The sequence below is a fragment of the Candidatus Nucleicultrix amoebiphila FS5 genome (genome assembly GCF_002117145.1).
In the GTDB taxonomy this organism is placed as follows: domain Bacteria; phylum Pseudomonadota; class Alphaproteobacteria; order Caedimonadales; family Nucleicultricaceae; genus Nucleicultrix; species Nucleicultrix amoebiphila.
The window spans coordinates 183081-208225 of record NZ_CP008743.1 but is presented as its reverse complement, the minus strand read 5'-3'; the positions used below and the strand labels follow the sequence as shown (position 1 = coordinate 208225).

The 25145-nt window shown below is 39.1% G+C and carries 21 protein-coding genes; 8 read left to right on the top strand and 13 right to left on the bottom strand.

What is annotated here, in order from left to right:
- The 4 genes from kdpA to GQ61_RS00945 are packed head-to-tail and all read left to right on the top strand — an operon-like array spanning window position 1 to window position 6351.
- The gene (gene kdpA, locus GQ61_RS00960; protein WP_085783511.1) at window positions 1-1731 is read left to right on the top strand and encodes a potassium-transporting ATPase subunit KdpA; all 1731 of its coding nucleotides are present in this window, start codon (window positions 1-3) and stop codon (window positions 1729-1731) included.
- Window positions 1731-3773 (top strand): potassium-transporting ATPase subunit KdpB, encoded by a 2043-nt coding sequence (kdpB, locus tag GQ61_RS00955; protein ID WP_085783510.1) that lies wholly within the window; start codon window positions 1731-1733, stop codon window positions 3771-3773. Before kdpA ends, kdpB begins: the two co-directional genes overlap by 1 nt.
- Window positions 3774-4358 (top strand): potassium-transporting ATPase subunit KdpC, encoded by a 585-nt coding sequence (gene kdpC, locus GQ61_RS00950; protein WP_085783509.1) that lies wholly within the window; start codon window positions 3774-3776, stop codon window positions 4356-4358.
- A gap of 10 nt (window positions 4359-4368) precedes the next feature.
- Window positions 4369-6351 (top strand): DUF4118 domain-containing protein, encoded by a 1983-nt coding sequence (locus tag GQ61_RS00945; protein ID WP_085783508.1) that lies wholly within the window; start codon window positions 4369-4371, stop codon window positions 6349-6351.
- Between the two features lie 54 nt (window positions 6352-6405).
- Here GQ61_RS00945 and GQ61_RS00940 read toward each other — a convergent pair whose 3' ends face one another.
- From GQ61_RS00940 to GQ61_RS00895, 10 genes are all read right to left on the bottom strand, one after another.
- Window positions 6406-7074: an autoinducer binding domain-containing protein gene (locus tag GQ61_RS00940; RefSeq protein WP_085783507.1), complete on the bottom strand. Its 669-nt coding sequence runs from the start codon at window positions 7072-7074 to the stop codon at window positions 6406-6408.
- A gap of 191 nt (window positions 7075-7265) precedes the next feature.
- Window positions 7266-7583: a hypothetical protein gene (locus GQ61_RS00935; RefSeq protein WP_085783506.1), complete on the bottom strand. Its 318-nt coding sequence runs from the start codon at window positions 7581-7583 to the stop codon at window positions 7266-7268.
- Window positions 7584-7631: 48 nt separating this feature from the next.
- Complete coding sequence (locus tag GQ61_RS00930) at window positions 7632-9182, bottom strand: hypothetical protein (protein ID WP_085783505.1); 1551 nt, start codon at window positions 9180-9182, stop codon at window positions 7632-7634.
- 144 nt (window positions 9183-9326) lie between these two features.
- On the bottom strand, window positions 9327-10700 hold the full coding sequence (gene trkA, locus GQ61_RS00925; RefSeq protein ID WP_085783504.1) for a Trk system potassium transporter TrkA: 1374 nt from the start codon (window positions 10698-10700) through the stop codon (window positions 9327-9329).
- A 39-nt stretch (window positions 10701-10739) separates the two neighbouring features.
- Window positions 10740-12113 carry a nitrogen assimilation response regulator NtrX gene (ntrX, locus tag GQ61_RS00920; RefSeq protein ID WP_085783503.1) on the bottom strand — a complete coding sequence of 458 codons (1374 nt, stop codon included), beginning with the start codon at window positions 12111-12113 and terminating at the stop codon, window positions 10740-10742.
- Between the two features lie 28 nt (window positions 12114-12141).
- Window positions 12142-14346, bottom strand: a complete 2205-nt coding sequence (locus tag GQ61_RS00915) for a sensor histidine kinase NtrY-like (protein WP_085783502.1) — start codon at window positions 14344-14346, stop codon at window positions 12142-12144.
- A 20-nt stretch (window positions 14347-14366) separates the two neighbouring features.
- A complete protein-coding gene (locus GQ61_RS00910) occupies window positions 14367-14624 on the bottom strand; it encodes a helix-turn-helix domain-containing protein (protein WP_085783501.1) in 258 nt (85 codons plus the stop codon).
- 10 nt (window positions 14625-14634) lie between these two features.
- Complete coding sequence (gene dusB, locus GQ61_RS00905; protein WP_085783500.1) at window positions 14635-15633, bottom strand: tRNA dihydrouridine synthase DusB; 999 nt, start codon at window positions 15631-15633, stop codon at window positions 14635-14637.
- Between the two features lie 137 nt (window positions 15634-15770).
- Window positions 15771-16577 carry a hypothetical protein gene (locus tag GQ61_RS00900; protein ID WP_085783499.1) on the bottom strand — a complete coding sequence of 269 codons (807 nt, stop codon included), beginning with the start codon at window positions 16575-16577 and terminating at the stop codon, window positions 15771-15773.
- Window positions 16578-16787: 210 nt separating this feature from the next.
- Window positions 16788-17558: a hypothetical protein gene (locus tag GQ61_RS00895; protein ID WP_085783498.1), complete on the bottom strand. Its 771-nt coding sequence runs from the start codon at window positions 17556-17558 to the stop codon at window positions 16788-16790.
- A 163-nt stretch (window positions 17559-17721) separates the two neighbouring features.
- On the opposite strand from GQ61_RS00895, the gene GQ61_RS00890 reads away from it, so the two are divergent.
- The 4 genes from GQ61_RS00890 to GQ61_RS00875 all read left to right on the top strand — a co-directional run bounded on the left by GQ61_RS00890 (window position 17722) and on the right by GQ61_RS00875 (window position 21482).
- Window positions 17722-19380 (top strand): hypothetical protein, encoded by a 1659-nt coding sequence (locus GQ61_RS00890; protein ID WP_085783497.1) that lies wholly within the window; start codon window positions 17722-17724, stop codon window positions 19378-19380.
- Window positions 19381-19582: 202 nt separating this feature from the next.
- Complete coding sequence (locus GQ61_RS00885) at window positions 19583-20617, top strand: outer membrane beta-barrel protein (protein WP_085783496.1); 1035 nt, start codon at window positions 19583-19585, stop codon at window positions 20615-20617.
- A 12-nt stretch (window positions 20618-20629) separates the two neighbouring features.
- Entirely contained in the window at window positions 20630-20980 is a 351-nt protein-coding gene (locus tag GQ61_RS00880; protein WP_085783495.1) for a hypothetical protein, read from the top strand.
- 91 nt (window positions 20981-21071) lie between these two features.
- Window positions 21072-21482 (top strand): hypothetical protein, encoded by a 411-nt coding sequence (locus GQ61_RS00875; protein ID WP_157111095.1) that lies wholly within the window; start codon window positions 21072-21074, stop codon window positions 21480-21482.
- A gap of 68 nt (window positions 21483-21550) precedes the next feature.
- Here GQ61_RS00875 and nuoI read toward each other — a convergent pair whose 3' ends face one another.
- From nuoI to nuoG, 3 genes are read right to left on the bottom strand one after another with little or no spacing between them, the layout of a single operon-like run.
- Window positions 21551-22057 (bottom strand): NADH-quinone oxidoreductase subunit NuoI, encoded by a 507-nt coding sequence (gene nuoI / locus GQ61_RS00870; protein WP_085783493.1) that lies wholly within the window; start codon window positions 22055-22057, stop codon window positions 21551-21553.
- Window positions 22054-23064 carry an NADH-quinone oxidoreductase subunit NuoH gene (gene nuoH, locus GQ61_RS00865; RefSeq protein ID WP_085785037.1) on the bottom strand — a complete coding sequence of 337 codons (1011 nt, stop codon included), beginning with the start codon at window positions 23062-23064 and terminating at the stop codon, window positions 22054-22056. The genes nuoI and nuoH overlap by 4 nt, the downstream gene beginning before the upstream one ends.
- Window positions 23057-25135 carry an NADH-quinone oxidoreductase subunit NuoG gene (gene nuoG / locus GQ61_RS00860; protein WP_085783492.1) on the bottom strand — a complete coding sequence of 693 codons (2079 nt, stop codon included), beginning with the start codon at window positions 25133-25135 and terminating at the stop codon, window positions 23057-23059. Before nuoG ends, nuoH begins: the two co-directional genes overlap by 8 nt.
- Window positions 25136-25145 lie beyond the last annotated feature (10 nt).

The window sequence follows — 25145 nt, the reverse complement described above, 5'->3', positions numbered from 1 at the left end:
ATGACAGTCTACAGTTTCTTACAAATTACACTTTATATCTCAATGGTTGGGTTGCTTGCCAAACCAATGGGTTGGTATATGTACCGAATCCATCGAGGAGGTTTTATAAGCTTAAATCGCGTATTCAGACCTGTTGAATATCTTATCTATAAATTTTCACGGATTAATCCCGATGAAAAAATGGATTGGAAACAATATTTAAGAGCAATGGTTTTGTTTAATCTGTTGGGAATCGTCGTTGTTTATGCAGTGCTTAGAACTCAGCATTTTCTTCCTCTTAATCCTCAACAATTTAACGCTGTTGATCCCTATCTTGCATGGAATATAGCCATTAGCTTTACGACGAATACAAATTGGCAGTCTTATTGTCCTGAGACAACGTTAAGCTATTTTTCGCAAATGTTTGCGTTAACTGTACAAAACTTTCTCTCAGCCTCGACAGGTATTGCTATATTACTCTCTTTCATTCGCGGAATTATAAATAAAGAAACAACTAACTTAGGAAACTTCTGGGTCGACGTTTTAAAAAGCACTCTTTATGTATTCTTACCCTTGGCTGTTATTCTTTCTATTGCTCTGGTTTCTCAAGGAGTGATTCAAAATCATAAACAATACCAAAACGTTCAGTTTTTTGAGAAAAAAGAAAATAAATCAATAGAGTACACAGGTCATATTATTCCTATGGGTCCAGCCGCTTCACAAATTGCCATTAAGCAATTAGGTTCAAATGGGGGCGGATTTTTCAATACCAATGCATCACACCCTTATGAAAATCCAACACCGCTTACTAATTTTCTTGAAATGTTGGCGATTCTCTTAATCCCGGCCGGGCTTTGTTATACGTTCGGTATGATGACAAACGCCCGCAAGCAGGGTCGAGCGCTTCTTATAACCATGATGCTCGTTTTTGTCCCTCTTGTATTTACAACTACTTTAGCCGAATACGCTTTATCCTCTCACTTGGAACACGCAAACACCGAGATTTCGATTTCCTTAGGAAATATGGAAGGTAAAGAAACGCGTTTTGGTGTCTCTAACTCTTCTCTATGGGCCATGGCTACAACTGCTACATCAAATGGTTCTGTTAATTCAATGCATGAATCATTTTCACCTTTAGCGAGTTTTAACATGTTATTTCTCATGCAACTTGGTGAAGTAATCTTTGGCGGTGTTGGTTCTGGGCTTTATGGTATTCTTATATATGTCATTATTACGGTTTTCGTAGCAGGGCTCATGATTGGTCGTACCCCCTCTTTCCTTGGTAAAAGAATTGACCCCTTTGAGATGAAAATGGCTTCAATCATTATCTTAACAATGCCATTGATTACTTTAGTTTCTACAGCCTTGTCTTTAGTAATTCCGTCAGGACTTAATAGTCTATCTGACTCTGGCCCTCATGGCTTTTCTGAAATTCTATATGCTTTTACTTCCATGGCTAATAACAATGGAAGTTCTTTTGCTGGGATCAATGCAAACACTCCCTTTTACAATATATTAGGCAGTATTGTGATGCTTATCGGACGCTATGGAATTGCGATTCCTGTTTTAGCGATTGCAGGATCATTGTCACAAAAAAAATCAATCGTTATTAATTCTGGCACTTTACCAACGGATACTCCATTATTTATTTGTCTCTTAATAGGCGTTGTATTGGTTATTGGGGCTCTTACCTTTTTCCCTGCCCTATCTCTTGGCCCCATTGCAGAACAATTATTTTTGAGGCTTCATTGATGAACTTTAAACACGCTCTTTTTGACGCATTTTTAAAGTTTTCCCCCTTCCATCAGGTGCGTAATCCCGTCATTTTTACTGTATATGTTTGTGCATTTCTGATTACAGGGATATATTGTCAATCGATTTTAAATGCAGAGAAATTATCCGTAACTTTCAGTTTTTTTGTGATGATTTTTTTGTGGCTCACGGTTTATTTCGCTAATTTTGCTGAAAGTGCTGCAGAAAGTCGTGGCAAAGCCCAAGCCAATGCGCTTCGTAAATCACGCCTTAATATTTTAGCAAAAAAACTTACGAAAGCTTCGCGAACTTCTAAATATGAAAGTGTGACATCTTCTGAACTTCGATCAGGTGATTTAGTGCTTGCAGAAGCTGGTGATATTATCCCAGTGGATGGCGTTGTTGTCGAAGGCATTGCTTCAGTCAATGAAAGCGCTATAACCGGCGAAAGTGCCCCAGTTATTCGAGAAAACACAGAAGAGCGTCGTTCAGTCACAGGAGGAACCCAAGTGATTTCTGATTGGTTGATTGTTAAAATTACAACCAATCCTGGGGAGAGCTTTTTAGATCATATGATTTCACTTGTTGAAGGTGCAAAACGACAAAAAACACCCAATGAAATTGCTCTTAGCATTTTACTCGCGGCTTTAACTCTTATCTTTCTTTTGGTTTGCTCGACACTCGTCATTTTTTCAATCTATAGTGTTTCGTCGGTTGGTTCAGGATCAGTTATCAGCATCACAACCTTATCTGCTTTATTTGTATGCCTTGCTCCCACGACAATTGGTAGTTTGCTCTCTGCCATTGGTATTGCTGGTATGGATAGAATGATTCAAATGCATGTCGTTGCAGTTTCAGGCCATGCTGTCGAGGCAGCTGGCGATGTTGATGTTCTTATTCTAGATAAAACAGGAACGATTACACTTGGTAATCGTCAAGCCACAGATTTTATACCTTTAAATGGAGTTAGCATGGAAGAATTAGCTGACGCCGCACAACTAGCATCTTTAACTGATGAAACTCCAGAAGGACGCAGTATTGTCGTTCTAGCTAAACAAAAATATGGGTTGAGAGGTAGAGATATAAATGGGCTGCAAGCTTCATTTATTCCATTTACTGCTCAAACAAGAGTAAGTGGAATTAACTTTCAAAATCGTCAAATACGTAAAGGTGCTTATGATGCAATTGAAGTATTGATTAAAGAATTAGGAGGCACATATCCAGATGAGTTGTCCCTGCAAATTTCAGCAATAGCTAGACAAGGAGAAACTCCGCTCGTTGTCTCCGATGGTTCAAGAGTTCTTGGTATTATTCGTCTTAAAGATATTATTAAAGGCGGTATCCGTGAACGCTTTGCTAAGCTTCGTCAGATGGGAATCAAAACCATTATGGTAACAGGCGATAATCCATTAACGGCTGCGGCTATTGCTGCTGAAGCAGGAGTTGATGATTTTTTAGCGAATGCAAAACCTGAAGATAAACTGTATCTGATTAAAAAATTACAGGAAGAAGGCCATCTGGTAGCCATGACAGGAGATGGAACCAATGATGCTCCAGCGCTTGCTCAAGCAGATGTAGCTGTTGCAATGAACACCGGAACTCAAGCTGCCAAAGAAGCTGGCAATATGGTTGATCTTGAATCAAACCCCACCAAATTAGTGGAAATTGTTGAAATTGGTAAACAACTTCTCATGACACGAGGCGCCCTTACAACTTTTAGTATCGCCAACGATATTGCAAAATATTTTGCCATACTTCCAGCAGCTTTTATCTACACATACCCTCAGTTTAAAATGCTTGATATTATGCATCTTTCTACACCTGAAAGCGCCATACTTTCCGCGGTTATTTTCAATGCTTTTATAATCATTTTATTGGTACCTCTGGCATTAAAAGGCGTAAAATACAGAAGTTTGCCTCCAAGCAATCTTTTGCGAATAAATGTCACGATCTATGGTCTTGGAGGATTGGTGATTCCTTTCATTGGCATTAAAGTTATTGATATGTTGTTAAGTGTTTTGGGAATTGCTCAGGTGAATTAAATGAAAATGTTAATAAGACAATTATCAACAGCTTTTATTTTTTTATTTTTTCTAAGCGTGATCACTGGGATATTATATCCTTTATCAATTACTTTAATAGCAAATTTGATCTTTCCATTTCAAGCTCAAGGTAGCTTTATTAACGCAGATAATAGAATTGTTGGCTCTCTCTTGATTGGTCAACCATTCGAAAACCCAGGCTATTTTTGGAGTCGACCTTCTGCAACTATCCCCTCTCCCTATAATGCAAATTCATCTAATGGTTCAAATCAAGGACCCATGAATAAATTACTTCTCCAAACAATTCATGATCGGATAATTTTTTTAAGAAGATCTGATCCCGAGAATACAAATCCCATTCCTATTGATTTGGTTACAGCTTCGGCAAGTGGTTTAGATCCTGAAATCAGTCCAAATGCCGCATTTTACCAAATCTCACGCATAGCAAAAATCCGCGGATTGAAGGAATCGGATCTGAGAATATTGATCCAAAAACATATTAAACAACGTCAGGGGGGAATTCTCGGGGAACCTCGAGTAAACGTTTTAGCCTTAAATTTAGCCCTCAATAACTTTGCAAAATGAAAGGTTTAAAATGAGAGATCAACGACCTACACCAGAAGAAATGCTTAAAGTCGCTCATGAAGAAGAGCGTCAAGAAAAGAGAGGTCACCTCAAAATATTCTTAGGGGCCGCACCTGGTGTTGGGAAAACTTACGCTATGTTAGAGGAAGCTCTAGAAAAAAGTGGAGATGGGCAGGATGTTGTTGCTGGGTTCATTGAAACTCATGGACGTCAAGAAACGGCTGTCTTTTTAGAAGCCCTTGAAGTCTTGCCTAGAGCTCAACGTGATTATCATGGAAAGCCTATTCAAGAATTTGATTTAGATGCTGCTATTAAAAGACATCCTGATATCATTTTAGTCGATGAAATGGCTCATACGAATGCTCCTGGTTCACGTCATCAGAAACGTTGGCAAGATATTCAAGAGTTACTTGATCTAGGTATCGATGTTTTTACGACACTCAACGTTCAACATATAGAAAGCTTAAATGATATCATTGCCCAAATTACCAATGTAAAAGTGAGAGAAACAATCCCGGATTCAATGATTGAAATGGCTGATAGCATTGAACTCATTGATTTACCCCCTGAAGATTTGCTGAATCGCTTGCGTGAAGGAAAAGTCTATTTTCCTGAGCAAGCAGAGCTCGCATCTCAGCATTTTTTTAAGAAATCAAATCTTAATGCATTACGTGAATTGGCTTTAAGGATGACTGCTGAATATGTAAACATTGAGGTGATTTCTCATCGTCAAGGACAAGCTATTAAAACAACTTGGCCAACCTCTGAAAAACTACTCGTTTGCATTGGTCCTGAAGTAGAATCAATTAAATTAATTCGATCGGCAAAACGGTTAGCTGGTAATTTAAAAGCTGATTGGCTAGCCATTTTTGTTGATTCTCCAAGATTAAAATTAAACACTCAACAACATGAAAACACCATTAAAATTTTACGTCTTGCTGAAAAACTGGGTGCGGAAACTCACATTTTAAACGGAGACAATGTTGTTCAAGAAATTATTAATTTTGCACGTGAAAAAAATATCAGCAAAATTGTTATGGGAAAACGTATTAGACCACGTTGGAAAGAAATTTTTATTAGAAGTCTCTCCAACGAAGTCATTAGAAATTCAGAAGAAATCGATGTGTGTTTGGTAAAAGAAGAATTTGCAAAACACCTCCCTACTCCTAACTTCGCCAAAAGAGCTCTTACGGAAGAAGTTGATTGGATTACGTACCTCTTAGGGGTTTTGGCGGTTGCTCTTGCGACATTAATTAACTTTTTGCTCGAAGAATTTATCCAAGATCAAAAATTTGACTCGGGTAATCTTATTATGATTTATCTGTTAGTTGTCATCATCATTTCAAGACGAGGAAAACTGCTCCCCGCTATCTTTACTTCGTTACTCAGCGTGCTAGCTTTAGATGTTTTTTTCATAATTCCGCGATTTACGTTTGGAGTTAATGGTCTCCAACAATTCATAACTCTTTTGGTCATGCTATGGACTTCACAAATCATTGCATACCTCTCAGTTCTCCGAAAACAACAGACGGATGCTGTGCGAGCTGAAGTCAAACGCACGACAGCTTTATACAATTTAACAAAACAATTAGCCAATACCAGAGGCGTTGAGAATTTGCTCCATATTGCAGCACGTTATGTGGAAGAGATTTTTGATAGTTATGTTTTGTTATTAATCCCCCATGAAGAAGGACAGCTTAAAGTTTGGCTAGGTAATGGTAGTAAAGATACTTTAAGTGCAAAAGAGCATAGCATTGCTCATTGGGTTTATGATTTAGGTCAAATGGCTGGTATGGGAACTGAAACACTTTCCGAAGCCAATGCTATATATTTACCCTTAAGGGGAGCTCAAAAGACGATGGGCGTGATGCGTGTGCAAACTCATCAAGCAGGTCATCTCTTGACGCCTGATCAGATTCATATTCTAGAAGCTATTACCCATCAGATTGCACTTGCTCTCGAAGTTGAGCGCTTGAATGATCAAGTCTTGTGAAATCATTTTCATTACAACGAAGATCACTAAGTTCATGTACAAGCATTATTTTCCTTAGATTAATTCTTGAAGTGACAATTTTGTACATTGAGGGATTACCATAGCTTCTTCTAATTCCGTTAATTTCAGGATCTGATCTTTATAAAGTAAATTATTGTAGTGATTTTTGTTAATTCTTGTTTGAAAAAAGATAGCATATATCTTTTGAAGGTCTAGCGTTACATGCTGAGGATAATTATTATTGAAAGCGTAGCGATTAAAATACTGATAAAAGCAATACATTAGTTTTTCAATCTCAATGGTGCTGGACTCATATAAGTGTTCTATTTTTGTCTGGGACATATCCGATGCAAATGTAAAAAAAGTATGTGATTTTCTAGTTTTAGAAAAAGTTTTAATAATTCCTGATTTTAATCCCAACCTACAAGCATATTGATATAAATTTTTCTGTTCTAACGTAAGAGAATCAAAGCTCTTATTGCCCCAGATAAAGGGGAGTGGATTTTTTTGAACTGCTCCTTGAATCGCTGGATCTATTTTGGAACAATTCTCTTGAGCATAAAAATTAACTAACTCATCAGGGTAATTCGAAATTTTAACGATCTGTCCAGGTTGTTTTATATAAAGGCTAAAATTATGGATTCCATAATAACGTTCCATGGCCGATTTAATCCCTGGTTCAAGCATGACAGTGTGATGCTTGAACACTCCTAATGCTTTCATTGCCCCCCCTTTGCAATATAAAGTTATCGAAGTATCAACATAAGATATATATATGTTATTTTTCGAATATAATTAGAAAAAATTGTTTATTCAAGCTCTTAATAAATATTGCTTTAAAGGCAATTATTTTTAATAGAGTACACGTCAGACTAAAAGATCTGCAGCGAATTCCGTAATGTCCTTGAAGAACTTCAATTTAATTTTTTTCTACGCGCTAATTCTTTAATTTCAGAGACTAATTTTGCGATCATTTCATTTTGCTGACGAAGAATCCCCTGAAGCTTTTGATTTTCTCTATGAACATGAGAGAGTTCACTACGCATTGATTTTAGCTCACCCGCAATATTTTTAAAAATTTCAGTTTGCTTCTTTGATTCAATATAATGATCTTCATAAAGAGATTTGATAGGATCATCGATTTCAGAATACTTTTTGTAATAATGATCAGTCGCCCATAAACTAGACGAACTCAATACGATAGCGAAAAAGCTGATTGCAAATTTTTTCATAATTTTCTCCATTATGCTTTTTTTATAATTTGTTTCAGTACCAATAAATTACTCTATCTCTTCAATAGGCCCAAATTGGGGAAATGGAAAGTGACGTGTTATTTTAGCTCTTTTAGCAGCTTGCGTTCCAGAAAAAATAGTATTTATATCTTTTTTTAATTGCTTCAAGAATGTTAGTTTCGCTTCAGTTTTCGTCAGCTTTTGCACATATACTTGTTCTAAATGAGCATTCATTTTTTCCATTACCTGCGTATACTCACACAAATCTTTCCTAGAAATATGACTACAGCTTTCTCTATATTCTGCGTTATCAAGATATGCCTTATCTTCTTCGAAATATTTCTTTTTATTTTCAATTTTTTTTCGCAAATGATTAACGCGTTCTTGATAGTGTAAAATTATGTGTTGCAAAGCTTCCATTCCAGCCATAAAACGTTCTCCAATGGAAAAGCAAGCTTTGTTAAGAGTTATATAGAACCGTCCAAAAGTTGTATCTGTTCCTTTTCTTTCGTATACGCGAACCTCTTCTTCTATTGTATTGTTGATCTCGGTCGGCCTTGTGTTCACTCTTGGACTTAAAAGAAGCTTTGCCCATGTATAGACTGGCAGACCACTGCATTCATAAATATTTTTACATATTTCTTGATCGCATATTTCAACAAGAAGAAATGGGCTCTGTACAACGGCTCCTAAAGAACGTCTTATGTTTTCCAGGCAATTCTTGACTGCTCTATAGAAAGAGCGCCGTCCTTTCAGACTCTGAGGATCCCGGTGATGCTTATGAATAAGGCGTGTCTTACCAGCACTAGCTTCTAGTAAGTCAGCGAGCTTAATGTCTCCAATGTGTAAATAGCGAACAGGAAAATTTTCTGGATGTAGTTTTGCTAAAATTTCAGCAATTTCCTTTGTAATAGTGCTATCTTGTATATGAGCGCTTTGAGAGAATCGCTTGCGATCTTGATAATCTTTTTGAAATTCAAAAATTTCAAATAATGTTCGATTCGCCCAAGGTCCAACTTTGCTTGATTTAAAAAGATAGTTAAAGCCTTTGATTTTGTTAAAAATAAAATTTTCTTGTGTCTCATCAAGCACTCTCCAATGAACACTATATAACCAACCAAGAATTAAAAGAGCTGGCACTGAATTTTCAGCAGCTTTTTTCTCAAGGGCTTGTAAGACTGCTGGGAATTGACGTATTTTATTGGTCCTAGCCAAAAGATATGCATATCGAACATCTTCAACAGCTCTTTGTTCAATATTGTCCCACGTTTCAACTGGAAGACTTTTACAATAAAAAGATAAATTTTTAGGATTCGCCTCAATAAGATTATTAAACAAAACGCGCACTAAATTGTCTTGATATCCCTGATTATCCGGTGTCAGATCACGCCACCAAGCAAACAACTCGGATTTCGTGTAAGCAAAAGGCGTCAATAAATGAAGATCCTTAAGCGGTCGGCCATCAATGGTTGTTTGGTATGGTATTAATAAATTATCTCCCGTTTCTTGTTTTAACTCAGAGCTATTTACATTTTGTGCAACACTTAAAATTGCCACAATCGTGCTCGATAGAGCGATGTTCATAAATTTAGATAACATTTTGATAACCTTAATTAAAATTTTAATCACCTTCATATGGATTGGCTGTTTTTTTGTCAACTTAAGTCTGTGAAAGTTGTCCAAATAAAGATAAGAAAAATAAAATGAAGGAAAGTATCTTAAAGTCGAGCGCGTCTAACTAGGTTAGGTATAATCTAAGTTAGTAGCAAAAAGCTTTTCAACTTTTGGAATCATGCGATAGGAAATCATAATGATCACCTTATCTTCCAATTGAATTGTTGTCGTATCATTGGGGATAATAACTCGGTTACCACGCACAATCACTGCTACAAGCAAATCTCGAGGTACATTAATATCACCCACTGCAGCTCCAATAAGACTCGATGTCCCTGATGCTTCTACTTCAATGATTTCACCAAAGGTTTCACCAAGAGAATATATTGAGTTCACTTTACCACTGCGAATATTCTGAAGAATACTTGAGACAGTAACCACACGAGGCGTAATCACTGCATCAACGCCAAGAGATGTTACAAGGGGCGAATAAGAATTATTATTAACCAATGCTAAGGCGCGCTTAGCGCCATGGCGTTTCGCGAGCAATGATGCTAAAATGTTTACACGATCATCAGCAGTAACTGCAACGACCGTTTCCGTGGATTCTACACCAGCTTCTAATAATACTTCGCTATCAAGTGCGTCACCACAAAGAACAACGCTCTTTGACAAACGTTGGGCTATAAATTCAGCTCTTTTCTCATTAAATTCAATAAGATGCGCATGGGTGTCCGGATGTTGAGCCTCGATAAGTTCAGCCAGACAAAGACCTATATTGCCCCCGCCTAAAATCAATAAACGTTGTGCATCGCCTCCTTCATAACCAAAAGCCTGCATCGTCTTATCAACTTTAGAAGTCTGAACGGTAAAGTACACCTCATCACCAGGACGTACAATATCCGAAGGGATTGGAATGAAACATTTATCGTCTCGAACCATTCCAATGATACATATATCCAAATCTGGAAAGAGGCTGGTGATATGGCTAATTGGAGTGTTAATAATAGGTGTTTCTGTCGTGCATCGAACTCCAATAACTTTCACCAATCCTTGTGACATAGGTATAATATCGAAAGCGCCAGGCACACGCAGACTACGGCTAATAGCTCGTGCCACTTCAACTTCCGGCGAAATAACAACATCGATGCTTAAATTCTCAGGAGAAAAAAGTTCAGACCAATTGGGATGAAGATAGCTCTGATTACGAATACGCGCAATTTTTGTTTTAACATTAAAAAGAGCATGAGCAGTCTCACAAGCCACCATATTGACTTCGTCCGAATGAGTGACGGCAATCAATAAGTCCGTAGCGCCAGCACCGGCTTTCTCCAGCACTTCGGGATAAGAGGCATAGCCAAGAATTGCTTTGACATCTAAACGATCGTTAATTTTGGCGATGAGTTCAGGAGAATTATCAATGACAGTAACATGATTACGATTCGCTAAATAACGCGCAAGGTTAAAACCAACCTGCCCTGCTCCACAAATAATAACTTTCATGTCCTGCCTACCTCGACCAATGCTTTTTATTACTTACTTTTATGAGGCTTCAGATTTAGTCCCTTTGCGATCCAACTGTAAGTTTTTGAGTTTACGATGAAGAGCTGAGCGCTCCATACCAACGAAATTAGCTGTTTGTGATATATTTCCCGCAAATCGCGTAACCTGAGCTAATAAATAATCACGTTCAAATTTTTCCCGTGCTTCGCGTAAAGGAAGCTTAATTAGTTCAGCCGATTCATTGCTTTGCAAAATCTTAGGTGTTTGGTTGACTATTTCTGTGGGGAGCATACTGACCGTGACGGGCTCATCATCACATTCACTTGACATAATCAAAACCCAATCAATCACATTTCTCAACTGCCTTATATTGCCAGGCCAATTATAAGATTGAAGAGCGAGTAACGCTTCTTCTGAAAATGCCCTTATCTTTAACCCATGGGATGAAGCGGAAGCTGCAACAAAGTGTTTCACCAATTCTGGGATTTCTTCTTTGCGTTCCTTTAAAGGCGGCACTTTGATTGGTACGACACTTAATCTATAATATAATTCCTGACGAAAACGTCCTTCTTCAACTTCTTTTTCAACATTTTCACTTGTGGACGCCAGAACACGAACATCTACTTTGACTTTACGTGTCCCACCGAGTCTTTGGAATCTTTGCTCTTGTAAGAACCTTACAAATTTTCCTTGCGTTTCAAGGGGCATGGAACATACTTCATCAAGAAGAAGCGTGCCTTGGTGAGTTTGCTCTAAGACACCTACTTGAATGGCATCTCCGGATTCTGTACCAAAAAGTTCGCTTTCCAGCCGATCCGTACTAAAAATCGCGCAATTAAGAACTGAAAACGGCGCATCACGGCGAGCAGAGCGCATATGGACAAGACGTGCCAATTCTTCTTTACCACTTCCTGAGGGACCAGAAACAAATACACGACTACTTGTTGGCGCAACTTTTTCAATAGTTTGCGATAAAGAACCCGTGGACAAAAACAAACTAGGGGTTGTTTTTGTCTTGAGCTCTTGATTCTCTCGTCTCAAACGCGCTGCTTCAATTGCACGCTCAATTACCAGCATAAGTCGATCAGTTTTAAAAGGCTTTTCTATAAAGTCATACGCCCCTCTTTTAATCGCTTCAACCGCAGTTTCAATTGTACCGTGACCGCTCATCATGACAATCGGTAAATCTGAGTGATCTTTACGAATAATTTCTAGAACTTTTAGACCGTCAAAACGACTGTCACCTAGCCATATATCCAAAACGACTAAACTTGGTCGACGTTCCTTAATCGCTTCGATAGCAGCAGGGCCATCGATCGCACAACGGGTTTCATAGCCTTCGTCTTTTAAAAGGTCTGAAACGAGTGTGCTAATGTCCGCTTCGTCATCAACGATGAGGATATCTTGAGCCATGTTTTTTCCTTATTACCCCAGTTAGTCTTTATTTTTGGCCTTCGTCATAATTAAACGTCAGCCTTACTCGGGCACCTCCGCCCTTACGGTCTTCCAGAATCAAGGATCCTTTATGATCCTCTACGATTTTTTTAACAATAGCAAGTCCGAGTCCTGTTCCCTTACCTTTTGTTGTCATATAAGGTTCAGTTAGCTTATCTCGACCTTCTTCCGGAAATCCTTCACCATTATCTTCAACAATGATATGAAGCTTTTCCATCTTTTGTTCTATGGTCAGTTTTACCATAGGCTGGGCAGTACCACCACCGCTTTTCTCATGATAGCTTTCTACGGAGTCTACAGCATTTTGCAAGAGGTTTGTGAGAACTTGAGTTATTTGAGAGGCATCGCAAGGAAACATAAGAGGTTTCTCAGGAATATTAAAAATAAAATCAACATTTGTATGCGCTGACTGCTGAAGAAACAAAGCTTGCTTAGCCAACTCAATTATATTCTCATCATGAATCTCAGGACTTGGCATACGAGCAAAAGCAGAAAACTCACCAACTAAACGCCCAATATGATCAACTTGCCTAATAATCGTATCGATACACGTATCAAAAATCGTATCGTTTTCTGAAAGCTCTTTTTTATATTTTCGTCTTAGGCGTTCAGCTGACAACTGAATCGGCGTCAGTGGATTTTTGATTTCATGAGCAATATGACGTGCGACGTCTGCCCATGCAGCTGTGCGTTGCGCGCTTACCAGTTGCGTAATATCATCAAAAGTTACGATATAACCACTCTCTTCTTCTTCTAGAACGATTCGCATTAAAAAGACACGCTGAAAACCAAGTCGTTGAATGCTTAACTGTGACTGAAGAAATTTCTCAGAAATTCCTTCAGCCTTTTTAACTAAAGGAGCCATTTCTGGGATGGCCTTATCAATTTTTTGACCAATCAATTTTTCAATTGAAATGTTTAATAATTCTGCCGCTGATCGATTGGTAAAACGAATTATTCGGTCTGAAGAGAGACCCATAACGCCAGCGGTAACTCCCGCTAATACGTCTTCCATAATTTGTCGACGCGCATCGAGCTGCTTGTTTGCTTCAATGAGTTTTTTCTGTTGAGCCTGTAAACGCTGCGTCATACGGTTAAATTCTTGAGAAAGCAATGCAAACTCATCATCATCAATCGGTTCAACAACTCTTGCTGATAAATCTCCTCCTCTCACTTTTTCAACAGCAGCAATCAATCCTCGAATTGGTCTAACAAGACGATTAGCAAACAAAAGAACGACCCAAACCACGATAAAGAGCAATAAAAAAGAGACTACTATAAAGATTAAAGAAAATTTCAACTCGATATCAGATAATTTACTTTCAGCGAGTTGATACTCTCCAACGGCGCTTTTGACCATCTTGATGCGACTCAAAACTTTTGAATCCACAAGACGCCCTACCAATAAATAGCTATCGATAGCAGGATCAATGCGAATTAAGGCTCGCACACGATCTCCTCGATCGTTGGTGTGAATTACAACACCGTGGGTGGCGCGGGTCAAATCCAACTGATTAATAGGCTCAAATTCTAGAGCAAAAGCTAAACGTGAACGTGCAAGAACCTTGCTCGAGCTGTTAAACACAATAGCTTCGTTTAAATTACGTACATCTACTTGCAAATCTAAAAAACGGTTAAAAACGTCCTGATTATTTTCGAGGGAAGAAAATTGCTGCCCTATATCGTTAGCCATTGCATGAACGTTAGCACTAATAACCTTTCTATGTTCTTCCAAATAAGCGGTAGCAACGGCCGAAGATTCATCTAAAGCTGTCTTTACACGATGGCTGAACCAGGATTGAACGCCAACATTAAAAAAAACCGCCGAAAATAAGGCTACAAGAATGGTCGGGAGAGCAGTTAAAAGACTAAAAATAACGACCAATCTGACATGAAGTTTAGCACCTGCCTGACCTTCTCGTCGTTCAACCCATACTTTTACCAAACGACGTGCAATCACAATTCCCAGAAGCAAAAGAATGGCCAAATCTATATTCAATAAAATAATGGTAAATTTTGATGAACCAAAGACCAGCTCAGGATTCGAAAAAGCGATATAAGTCGCTATGCCTGCTACTACAGCCAAAAAAACAATGCCATAGGAAAATTTACGAGAAAAGTTAATGCGATGCATCCACTTCAGAAGGCGTTCATAAAGACTATAGGCTTGCTGATTGAGACTGGCGGACACCCTGACCTCTTTCGATCACCCTATTCAAGAGCGTGTTCTTTTAATTTTTTGCGCAGGGTATTGCGGTTAATACCCAACATTTCTGATGCTTTTAGTTTATTACCTTGCGCAACCTTTAGAGTTGCTTTTAAAAGAGGTTTTTCTACCTCTCTGATAATTTGCTCATAAAGGCACCCTTTCGAACAGGCACCATTAAGCCGGGCAAAGTATATATCCAACTTCTCTTCGATGAGTTGAGCAAGACCAGTTGAATGCTTTGATTTTATTGAATTTTCCATCGACATAGTTCTATGCTGCCATTCTGCTCAACTCCTTGTCAATGCATTGATCAAAGAATTGTGTCATAAAAGATAAGACTTGATCAGCATCATCCATTAGATTCACTTTGGAACGAAAATCTGCTGAGTTTGGTAATCCCTTGCTGTACCAGCCCAAATGCTTGCGAGCCAAGCGTACTCCATACTCGCCGCCATGGTGGCTCAGCATTTCCTGATAGTGTTCTATCATAATATCTTTCATGGCAAAAATATTAGGTTGTGGCAGCTTTTGAGCAGTTTTGAGATAATGACTCACTTGATTAAGGAACCAAGGACGGCCATACGCCCCTCTACCAATCATCACGCCATCAGCCTGTGATTTTTCCAACAAAGTTTTAGCATCCTCTTCAGTTTTGACATCCCCATTACCAATAACAGGTATTTTAACGCTATTTTTAACTTCAGCAATAAAATCCCAGTCTGCGCGGCCGTTGTAAAATTGACAGCGCGTACGACCATGAACGGTAATCATTTTAACACCTAGGTCTTCGGCAATTTTCGCTAATTGAGGCGCATTTCGGGAATTATCATCCCATCCCGTCCGCATCTTTAAGGTAACAGGCAGCGAAACCGCTTTAACAGTCGCTTCTATAATTTTAGCCGCTTTTAGTTCTTCTTTCATAAGCGCAGAACCCGCGTATCCGTTCACAACTTTTTTAGCCGGACACCCCATGTTAATATCGATAATATTAGCCCCTAGATCTTCATTAAGCTTAGCAGCCTCAGCCATAGCCTCTGGCTCACATCCTGCCAATTGAACAGACATGGGAAATTCTTCAGGGGTTTTCATAATCATTTTAAGAGTTTTGCGACTCTCTCGGATCAAAGCTTGAGAAGCAATCATCTCTGAGATCACCAAGGCAGCGCCTTGACGTTTCACCAAGCGGCGAAAAGGCATATCTGTGACCCCTGACATAGGTGCCAGGATGACGTTATTCTCAAGATTTATTGGTCCAATACTAATAGCCATGATGCAATTCTACAACAAAGTGATGGAGAAGCACCATAGCGAGTTTTATTAGAAAATTTAAGCAAAAAATAAAGGGAGGCCAAAACTGACCTCCCTTTACCGACGATTGCTCGTCTTCGGGGTTTTTTAAACTCTAGTTATTGTTTCTTAGCAAAGAAGTTTTGAAAGAAATCCAATATTCCTGTTTCTCTGCCTTCGATCTCAATACCAGTGATATCAGCATGTCCATCTCTCATACTACCGTAGTATGTGGGAACATCGCGTACACCTGGGTGATCTGGATGAGTCATCAAATCTGTTGATACTTTTTGAACAGTTTTAACAGTTTCCTCTATGACTTTATCAGCAATCTGGAGGATAGGATTGGATGAATCACTTCCTGATGGTAAATATCCAGCTGTTCCTGAAGAACGATCATCTGAACCGCCAAACATGTAGCTATAAATCATATAAATCAATCCAATGAACAATGCTGCATACATAACATACCCCACCATCTTCAACGTTGAACGATTGCGTGAAGCAAAATCATCGCTTAAATCAAAATCATGGGATTGCTTCTTAGTCGCAACAAGCGCCTTTGACGATGAAGGACGAACGGGTGAACGATCTCTGTTATATTCAAGAGCAAGAGGTGAAGATGAAGAACGATTGTACTCCACATTCTCTCTTGGTGCAGTTACGGCTTCTACTACTTCTTGCACAGGGGCAGTCACAATAGTAGAAACAGCTTGAGTAACTGTTTTTTTAAGCTTCTGCCAGTGACCGCTTTGATATGCTCTGCCATAGCGTAGCTCTCTCTGACCATAATCTGTATAAGACCAATCCTCACTTTTTTGGTTTCTTGAAGCGTGAACTGGCATTGACGTTGCTAAAAGAGCTGCGATTGATGTGTAAATAACAGCTTTTGTCGTTTTCTTAGAAGAAAGTGTAAAATTTAACATAGTACCTCCAAAATAATAATAATGACTTCCCTACCTCCATATCTGGGAATAAAAACCTAATTTTCAACCCTATGTTAAATATTTGTTACGTAAGATAGAAAAAAAATAGAATAGATTTTATGGATTACTTAAGGAGAAAAAATAAAGGGAGGCCAAAACTGACCTCCCTTTACCGACGATTGCTCGTCTTCGGGGTTTTTTAAACTCTAGTTATTGTTTCTTAGCAAAGAAGTTTTGAAAGAAATCAAATATTCCTGTTTGCCTGCCTTCGATCTCAATACCAGTGATATCGGCATGTCCATCTCTCATACTACCGTAGTATGTGGGAATATCGCGCACACCTGGATGATCTGGATGAGTCATCAAATCTGTTGACACTTTTTGAACAGTTTTAACAGTTTCCTCTATGACTTTATCAGCAATCTGGAGGATAGGATTGGATGAATCACTTCCTGATGGTAAATATCCAGCTGTTCCTGAAGAACGATCATCCGAGCCACCAAACATGTAGCTATAAATCGTATAGATCAGTCCAATAAACACGAGAGCATACATGGCAAAACCAATCATCTTCAACGTTGAACGATTGCGTGAAGCAAAAGTCTCATCATCAAAATCATGGGATTGCTTCTTAACCGCAACAAGGGCCTTTGAAGGACGAACGGGTGAGCGCTCTCTGTTATATTCAAGAGCAAGAGATTGTGGATTGTCATAAGTTACGTTGTCACCTTGTACAGCTTCCTGCACAGCGATAACTGGTGCAGTAACGATTTCTTGAGCAACTTGGACTGCAGATTGCAAAAATTTCCAACTTCCGCCTGTTCTATTGTATGAATGACCACTTCTAGTCTGTAATGGATTATCAAAAGTTTCCCATTGCTTACTCGCATGAACTGGCATTGATGTTGCTAAAAGAGCAGCGATTGATGTGTAAATAACAGCTTTTGTCGTTTTCTTTGCAGAAAGGGTACGGTTTAACATTTCATTCCTCCGAAATAATAAGATTGTTTTCCCTACCCTTGCATCTGGTTATCTCTCGTTATTTTTCAACTCAGTAAATAAAAATATTTTTTCTTGAAAACAGAATAATTGCCCCCACCTCAAATGTACTTACGTTTTATTTACCATCCGTGTGAGGGAACCAATGTTAAAATATATCAACTCAAAATCTAAGTTTTATAAATCATTATTATTGTTATCATCCTTAGCCATTACAGATGTCGCGTATGCTACAGAAGCTAAATTTTGTGATGACCTTGATAAGCTTGAAAAAGGGCAATTACATTATTCCTTTGATGTCGAATTCGATCAAAAACCCCACTATTTAACGTCATTAGCGCAAAAATTTAAGGATATGTTTTCCGAAAATCTCGGGGATTCTCTGGATAAGAAAACAGTCATATCACGATTTTTTGGTGAAAATGGTCAATCAAAGGCTAGCTTTGATGATTTTCAGTACTTCCTTTATAGCACAGATCCTATTCTGCATAGAAATATGGTCGTTGCAGGATTATTACCAGATGAAGAAGTTTATAATCTCTTTGCTTTAAGAGCCACTGACTTTGCTACGAAGGTGATTGCCCCAACGTTTTTAAACACATGGTTTGCCCTCGGCAAAGTAAGCTCAGCGTTAACACCGCATCTTTATGCTGAAATTACACGTCAACTTATGAGCCGTGGTGTTAGTGAGACTTTTAAACGGGTTGATGGCCTGTTTTTGAAAAACGACTGGGAACATCGTTCAAAGAAAAGCATTTCTCATATGGAATTGCTCTGGAATGAGAGCAATTCAGCTGATGATTTTTTTGAAAAGCTCTATAAAAAGAACTATGCTGCTCACTGGGCTCTCGATAATGCTGGTTATGTCACCGGACATACAGCAGCCTCCGCATTCTTTAAACATCCTCTTTACAAAGCCGGCAGGTTTTTACTCTGGGAAACAACAGTTCCTGCAGCGCTTATGGTTGCTTCCACTCAATACATTATTAAACCAATGATCTCATATTACATGGGAAATCCGGTAACGAGCAGCTTGAAAGCATCTGCTGAAGCTTATGTAGGCGAAGTAAAAGTAGATTATGCCCCCTTCACGACACAAACACCTATGAACCTAACTGGACAAAGCCCAATGGAACTGAAACCCTTTGTTGAGCAAACAACGAAGATGGCTGAAGGTATGATTGAAGAATACAATGAAAGCCAGGCTTATTCAGTGATGAATCCATGGCGTTGGATGGGATACACAAGTCCAGTGGATACTCAACTGTCATCTAAAATCCTAACAACCGTCAAAAATGAAGCTACTCAGGTTGTGAACAAAGGGCTGACTGAAGGATATACAGCAATTACAAACGAAGTCGCTAAAACAGCTAACGAGCATATGGCTACAGAAGCAGTTGAGATTGCTAAAAGAGCTGCAAAACAAGGCGCTAGCGAATATGCTAAAGTTTCCGCTCCTAATCTTGTAGAGCAAGTGACTGAAACCATTGTAGACTCATCTGCCTTCAGGACTGCACAAAGACTTGTTCTGGATCGTTTTCAAGACGAAACAACGTCACTTCCGATTTATCAGAACACTCAAAGAGATATGTCAAAAAGTCTTGATGCTCAAACAAAAAGCACTATAGCTAAAATGAAGAGCAAGTTAGTTTCATCTTATGAAACAGTGTTGAACCATCCAACAACACAGAAAGTAAGCAGCTTACTTGCAGAAACATATTCAAATATTAGAGATTTTGTCGGAGTAGCCAAAAAAGCTGATAAAAAATGGGGAGTTTCTCATTACACTTCAAATAATTTCTAATCAATAAAACTGATTCCCGGCTCTGAGTTTTGCTCGGACCGGGATGAAAGTTCGATATAACCTGAATGCTTTATTCATGTTTAATCTGCGTTGCACATCAGAAACACTTATTAAAAAGTAATTAAAATTTTATTCAAAGCTTTGCCATCAATTTATTTTTCAGTCATTATAGTTGCGATAAATAAAAAAACGGTGAGGCTACATGAAAAAACTTCAATATATCTTAACATTTTCAACAATTCTATGCAGTATAAATAGTGTCTCTGCTGCCAGCGAACAGAAAGTTATCAAAGACGGTGTTTATACTCTCAAGGCTAACCCATCTTATTCATGGCGTAATGATCCAAAATTTGTGCGCAGAAACATTAGCTTTTGGTCAACCGTTGCTAAAACGAGTTTTAAAGATACTTTTAATCTCTCAGGAACTTCAGGAGGCACAAAAACATTCACGTTTGGTATCGGGTATCAACTTATCAATAAGCTAGAGATTGGACTTTTCTATGGTTACGCTGCCACAGACGCTCACACGAAACTTTTTACAGGGAGTCAACAGGACACCATCAGCAATAGCATTAATGCCTATGTAAATTATGACTTTGTGCAATGGCTATCAGGCAGCGTTTTGGGGGGCTACTCAGGGACTGATACTGCTATTACAAACAAAACTGCTCCCGATCCTTTTGGAGGGCCAGGCCCCTTTCCAATTACTGGCTCAACAATTCCCGGTCGGGGTTTACTATTTAGAGCAAGTCTGGATGCCCATGCAGTTTACAATAATTTCTTTGGTTCAATTAATTTAGGATATACCCATAACAGGGCTATCAGCATTTTAACGACGAATACTCCTTTAACGTTGAATCCTAACATTGGCGTTGGCATTATAAACCAAGACATTCTGCCAGGAAATGCTACTTCGAAACATAATCTTAACCTTTTGGCAACGATAGGACACTCTTTCTTTTTACAAGATGACGTTATTTACGCAGTCTCTCCCTATATCAAAGGGGGCGTTGATTTTGATCTCAAGAAGCAAACAATCAGAACTGCTGTGAGTACGCCAAACAATACTTTCAATTTTGTGAGCAATAGTCGTGCGCGTGTAGGACTTACTCTTGGAACCGGGTTCCGTTTAATGCTTCCAAGCAATATTACGGCCGGTTTTGACTATACCAATACCAGTGGTCATAGTGGTTTTAGATCAGATACATATTCAATCAACGCAAAAATTCGTTTTTAAAGGGAGAAAAGCATGAAGCGTAGTAAAAAAAGCTCATACATAAGTTGTGTCTTAGTTGCAGCATCAGGCTTGATATTAGCCTCTTGTGAGTCAACGACAACAACCAATACAATTCAAGATTCCATTACTATCAATGGAAAACAAATCAAGAGCGTGGAAGCACACGACTCAGGAGCGTTGGGGCTAAATTCTGTAACAATCACTTATACTGATGGAACGAGTACTAAAGAAGGCCTTTTTTCTCAGCCCGATAATGCTTCTTATTGCACTGCTGGAAAAGGCGTATGTGTTGATAAGAGTGGCAATTTAATTTCAATGAATAACGGTTCCTCTAATATTCCTATGGCATGCTCGAGCAACTAGGAGAAGGAAGATTAAAATGGATCCTGAAATAATTTTCTAATCGGAGATAATAATGAATTTTAGTAAATATATTTTAATAGCGTTCGGAATAATGATTTGTTGTACGGTAAGTAGCTGTAATGATGATAAGAATGACTGTACCATTGCAAGAAGAAGTGGGGATGGCAATGTCGCATGTAAAGATCAAGCGTGCACAGCTACTTTATATAACGCACAGGGACAGCCAGTACCAGCAGAAGTTGTATCATTCACTCAAGACGGCAACCCTAACGTAGTGTGTGCAAAAGATGGCAGCATATGTACGAGTCTCGCCAATTGTGGAGCAGATACATGCACGTCAAGTACGCTCTGTAATGATGAAACCTCTTGTCGGAGCTATATTGGGAATACCTATCAAAAAGATGTAGATATTTCTACTATGACCACACAACAACTATTGGGTATTGTTGACAACACGAATACTTATAGCCAAATTTGCACAAACTGTGCCTATGGTTTCTAAAAGCCTCAAGAAAATAGGGCCGGGTTGCAACCGGCCCTTTCTATTCTTTATTAATAAGAGTACATCATCTATCTGTAAGGTTCGTCCATTTTAATGTTTTCCGCGAGCAATGCCTCCCAACGGTCACCGTTATCAATCAGTTTATCTTTATTATAAAAAAGCTCTTCTCGAGAACGGACCGCGAATTCATAGTTTGGTCCTTCAACAATCGCATCCACAGGACAAGCTTCTTGGCACAGTCCACAATAAATGCATTTTGTCATGTCAATGTCATACCGCGTTGTTCGTCTGCTACCATCACTTCGTGGTTCAGCGTCAATAGTAATGGCTTGAGCTGGACAAACAGCTTCACAAAGCTTGCAAGCAATACAACGTTCTTCCCCATTGCTATAGCGTCTTAGGGCATGCTCTCCCCGCATTCTGGGGCTCGCACTCGCTTTTTCATAAGGGTAATTTATAGTCACTTTGTGCTTAAAAACATACCTTAAGGTTAAGGCCATACCTTTTAATAAATCCAAAAGAGCAAAGGCTTTAACCCATCTATCCAATACAACTTTAAGGGGCTTTGTTTTCATAGGATTCCCTGTTGATAAAGCATAATAGCTGTTGCTGTTAGCACAAGCCAAATCAGTGTAAAGGGCAGAAACACTTTCCATCCCAAACGCATCAATTGATCATAACGATAACGAGGAAAACTTGCTCTCACCCATAAAAAGAGAAACAACACAAAAGCGATCTTTAAAGCAAACCATATAAAACCTGGAATTATTTTTAAGGGTTCCCAATTAAAAGGCGCCAACCACCCTCCTAAAAAAAGAATAGAAGTCATCGCGCTCATTAAAATCATATTCGCATATTCGCCTAAAAAGAAGAGGGCAAATGGGATAGACGAATACTCAACGTTATAACCTGAGACTAACTCTGCCTCAGCTTCAGGAAGGTCAAAGGGAGCACGATTTGTTTCAGCTAACCCTGAAATAAAGAAAATAACAAACATTGGCAGTAAGGGCAGAACAAACCACATTTTTTCCTGAGCCATGACAATGTCTGACAGATTTAAGGAACCTGCGCATAACAACACTGTCACAATCACAAAACCTATAGATACTTCATAGGAAATCATTTGAGCAGCAGAACGCAAAGAACCTAAAAAAGCATATTTAGAGTTGCTCGCCCAACCCGCAATAATAATGCCATAAACCCCAAGAGACGAAATCGCAAAAAGATAAAGAATACCAACATTAATATTCGCTAAAACCATTCCTTGACTAAATGGAATCACTGCCCAAGCTACCATACTCAACGTAAAAGTTAAAAGTGGCGCAATAAGAAAAAGCAAAGGATTCGCTCGCGCAGGAATGATGGGTTCCTTATGAATCAGCTTTATGGCATCGGCAATGGGTTGCAACAAACCAAAAGGCCCCACTAGGTTGGGGCCACGTCTCAATTGCATCGCTGCCATGACTTTTCGCTCGACATAAGTAAGGTATGCTACAGATAAAATCAATGGAATCACAATCAGAACGACTTCGCCTGCGATCAAAAGATTAGGCAAAATATAAGTGTGCCAGATCTCAAGCAGCATCAAGCTCTCCTCTTGTCTTTGCCATAATATCTATATCGTGAAAACATCTAGCCATGGTTTCTGAATGCCTAGAGATGCTATCCGTCATATAATAAGCATTTAATGAAGGCGCAAATGGCTCTTTTGAAAGCTTTCCGTCTCTCCCAACCATAGACCAATCCCCAGGGATTACTTGATCGAGAGTCTTATAAATTGGATTGATAACCTCCATACGTTTGCGTAAAGCCTCTAGGGTGTCGTATGGTAAAGACATATCTAAAACTTCACTCAGAGCTCTTATAATTCTCCAATCTTCTTTAGCGTCGCCAGGGGGTTGAAGTGCTTGAATTCCACGTTGAACGCGTCCTTCCATATTAACATAAGTGCCATTCTTTTCTGTATAAGCTGCTCCCGGTAAAATGACATCTGCACGATGGGCACCTCGATCTCCATGATGACCTTGATAAATGATAAAAGCTTTTTCAAAGCGATCAAAAGGAAGCTCATCTGCTCCATGGATATAAAGAACTTTTATATCATTTTTTTCTACGGAGTTAATAATTTCATCCCGTGCGAGCCCCCCTCGACCAGGCACAAAACCTAAATCAAGAGCTCCCACGCGATTAGCAGCTCTATGCAATATATTAAATCCATTCCAGTCCTTACGAATCATTTTATATTTTTCAGCAATCTCTCCACATTTCCTAAGAATAATCATTGCATCCAGACGCGTAAGGGCTTCCATACCTAGGATAAGTACAGGATTTTTGGCCTCTTTGAGGATTTTTCTAAATGGATGTTTACCACTTAAAATTTGATCTAAGACATGAGGATCTGTGCCAAGAAAATCAACTGGAAAGGTCAAATCGCGATGTTTAGCTATTTTTCCTCCAAGATAAGCTACTTTATAGTCCCCCATACCATAACGCTTTCGTAACCTTGTATGGATCAACGGTGCATCACAACGAATATTAGCCCCCACAATCAGGCACGCATCTGATCGTTCAAGTCCTTCAATTGAGGTGTTAAAAAGATACCCCCCCCGGTATTGAGCTGAAAGAAGTGCTCCTTCCTGACGACATTCCGTATGAGGTGACCCCAAAGCTTGCATAAGATCCTTTAAAGCAAGAATAGATTCGCTTTCAACCATATCTCCCACAAAAGCTGCTATTTGACTACCTTTTACAGTTTTTAGTTTATCTTTAATAGCTTTGAAGGCCTGACTCCAAGTTGCGGGTTCCAGTTGACCATTATGACGTATATAGGGACGATCAAGACGCTGTTTCATCAAGCCATCACATGCATAACGTGATTTATCAGATAACCATTCTTCGTTAACCTGTTCATGAATCCTGGGCAATATCCGCATTACCTTTAAGTTATAAGTATCGATACGTATGTTGCTGCCTACTGCATCCATAACATCAATCGACTCTGTACTTTTAAGTTCCCATGGCCTTCCTTTAAAAGCATAGGGCGCTGAAGTAAGCGCACCTACAGGGCAGAGATCGATAATATTGGCTGATAATTCACTCGTTATTGCTTGATCAAGATAAGTTGTAATTTCCATATGTTCGCCACGACCGATAGCGCCGAGTTCCTGTATACCTGCTACGTCTTTAGCAAAGCGTATGCAACGCGTACAATGAATACAGCGCGTCATAAAAGTCTTTACCAAAGGCCCCATATTCTTTGCAGAAACAGCGCGTTTGTTTTCCTTGTAACGACTCATACCAGAACCGTATGACATTGTAATATCTTGCAGATCACATTCTCCCCCCTGATCACAAATAGGGCAATCCAAAGGATGGTTGATCAGTAAAAATTCAAGAACGCCACGACGAGCCTTTTTAACCATTTCAGTTTTGGTATAAATCACCATGCCATCAGTAGCTGGCATAGCGCAGCTAGCAATAGGTTTTAGAGAGTTCTTCATCTCCACAAGGCACATGCGACAGTTTCCGGCGATATTGAGGCGTTGATGAAAACAAAATACAGGAATTTCTGTATCCACAATCTGAGCGGCTTGCAATACGGTATAGCCTTCTGGAACCTCAATCATCTGATCATTTATTGTCACTTTAAGCATTGTGTTTCCT

Excerpts from the sequence above, each read along its gene's own strand:
- kdpA (WP_085783511.1), top strand. The coding sequence starts at position 1 with ATGACAGTCTACAGTTTCTTACAAATTACACTTTATATCTCAATGGTT.
- kdpB (WP_085783510.1), top strand. The coding sequence starts at position 1,731 with ATGAACTTTAAACACGCTCTTTTTGACGCATTTTTAAAGTTTTCCCCC.
- kdpC (WP_085783509.1), top strand. The coding sequence starts at position 3,774 with ATGAAAATGTTAATAAGACAATTATCAACAGCTTTTATTTTTTTATTT.
- GQ61_RS00945 (WP_085783508.1), top strand. The coding sequence starts at position 4,369 with ATGAGAGATCAACGACCTACACCAGAAGAAATGCTTAAAGTCGCTCAT.
- GQ61_RS00940 (WP_085783507.1), bottom strand. The coding sequence starts at position 7,074 with ATGAAAGCATTAGGAGTGTTCAAGCATCACACTGTCATGCTTGAACCA.
- GQ61_RS00935 (WP_085783506.1), bottom strand. The coding sequence starts at position 7,583 with ATGAAAAAATTTGCAATCAGCTTTTTCGCTATCGTATTGAGTTCGTCT.
- GQ61_RS00930 (WP_085783505.1), bottom strand. The coding sequence starts at position 9,182 with ATGTTATCTAAATTTATGAACATCGCTCTATCGAGCACGATTGTGGCA.
- trkA (WP_085783504.1), bottom strand. The coding sequence starts at position 10,700 with ATGAAAGTTATTATTTGTGGAGCAGGGCAGGTTGGTTTTAACCTTGCG.
- ntrX (WP_085783503.1), bottom strand. The coding sequence starts at position 12,113 with ATGGCTCAAGATATCCTCATCGTTGATGACGAAGCGGACATTAGCACA.
- GQ61_RS00910 (WP_085783501.1), bottom strand. The coding sequence starts at position 14,624 with ATGGAAAATTCAATAAAATCAAAGCATTCAACTGGTCTTGCTCAACTC.
- dusB (WP_085783500.1), bottom strand. The coding sequence starts at position 15,633 with ATGGCTATTAGTATTGGACCAATAAATCTTGAGAATAACGTCATCCTG.
- GQ61_RS00900 (WP_085783499.1), bottom strand. The coding sequence starts at position 16,577 with ATGTTAAATTTTACACTTTCTTCTAAGAAAACGACAAAAGCTGTTATT.
- GQ61_RS00895 (WP_085783498.1), bottom strand. The coding sequence starts at position 17,558 with ATGTTAAACCGTACCCTTTCTGCAAAGAAAACGACAAAAGCTGTTATT.
- GQ61_RS00890 (WP_085783497.1), top strand. The coding sequence starts at position 17,722 with ATGTTAAAATATATCAACTCAAAATCTAAGTTTTATAAATCATTATTA.
- GQ61_RS00885 (WP_085783496.1), top strand. The coding sequence starts at position 19,583 with ATGAAAAAACTTCAATATATCTTAACATTTTCAACAATTCTATGCAGT.
- GQ61_RS00880 (WP_085783495.1), top strand. The coding sequence starts at position 20,630 with ATGAAGCGTAGTAAAAAAAGCTCATACATAAGTTGTGTCTTAGTTGCA.
- GQ61_RS00875 (WP_157111095.1), top strand. The coding sequence starts at position 21,072 with ATGATTTGTTGTACGGTAAGTAGCTGTAATGATGATAAGAATGACTGT.
- nuoI (WP_085783493.1), bottom strand. The coding sequence starts at position 22,057 with ATGAAAACAAAGCCCCTTAAAGTTGTATTGGATAGATGGGTTAAAGCC.
- nuoG (WP_085783492.1), bottom strand. The coding sequence starts at position 25,135 with ATGCTTAAAGTGACAATAAATGATCAGATGATTGAGGTTCCAGAAGGC.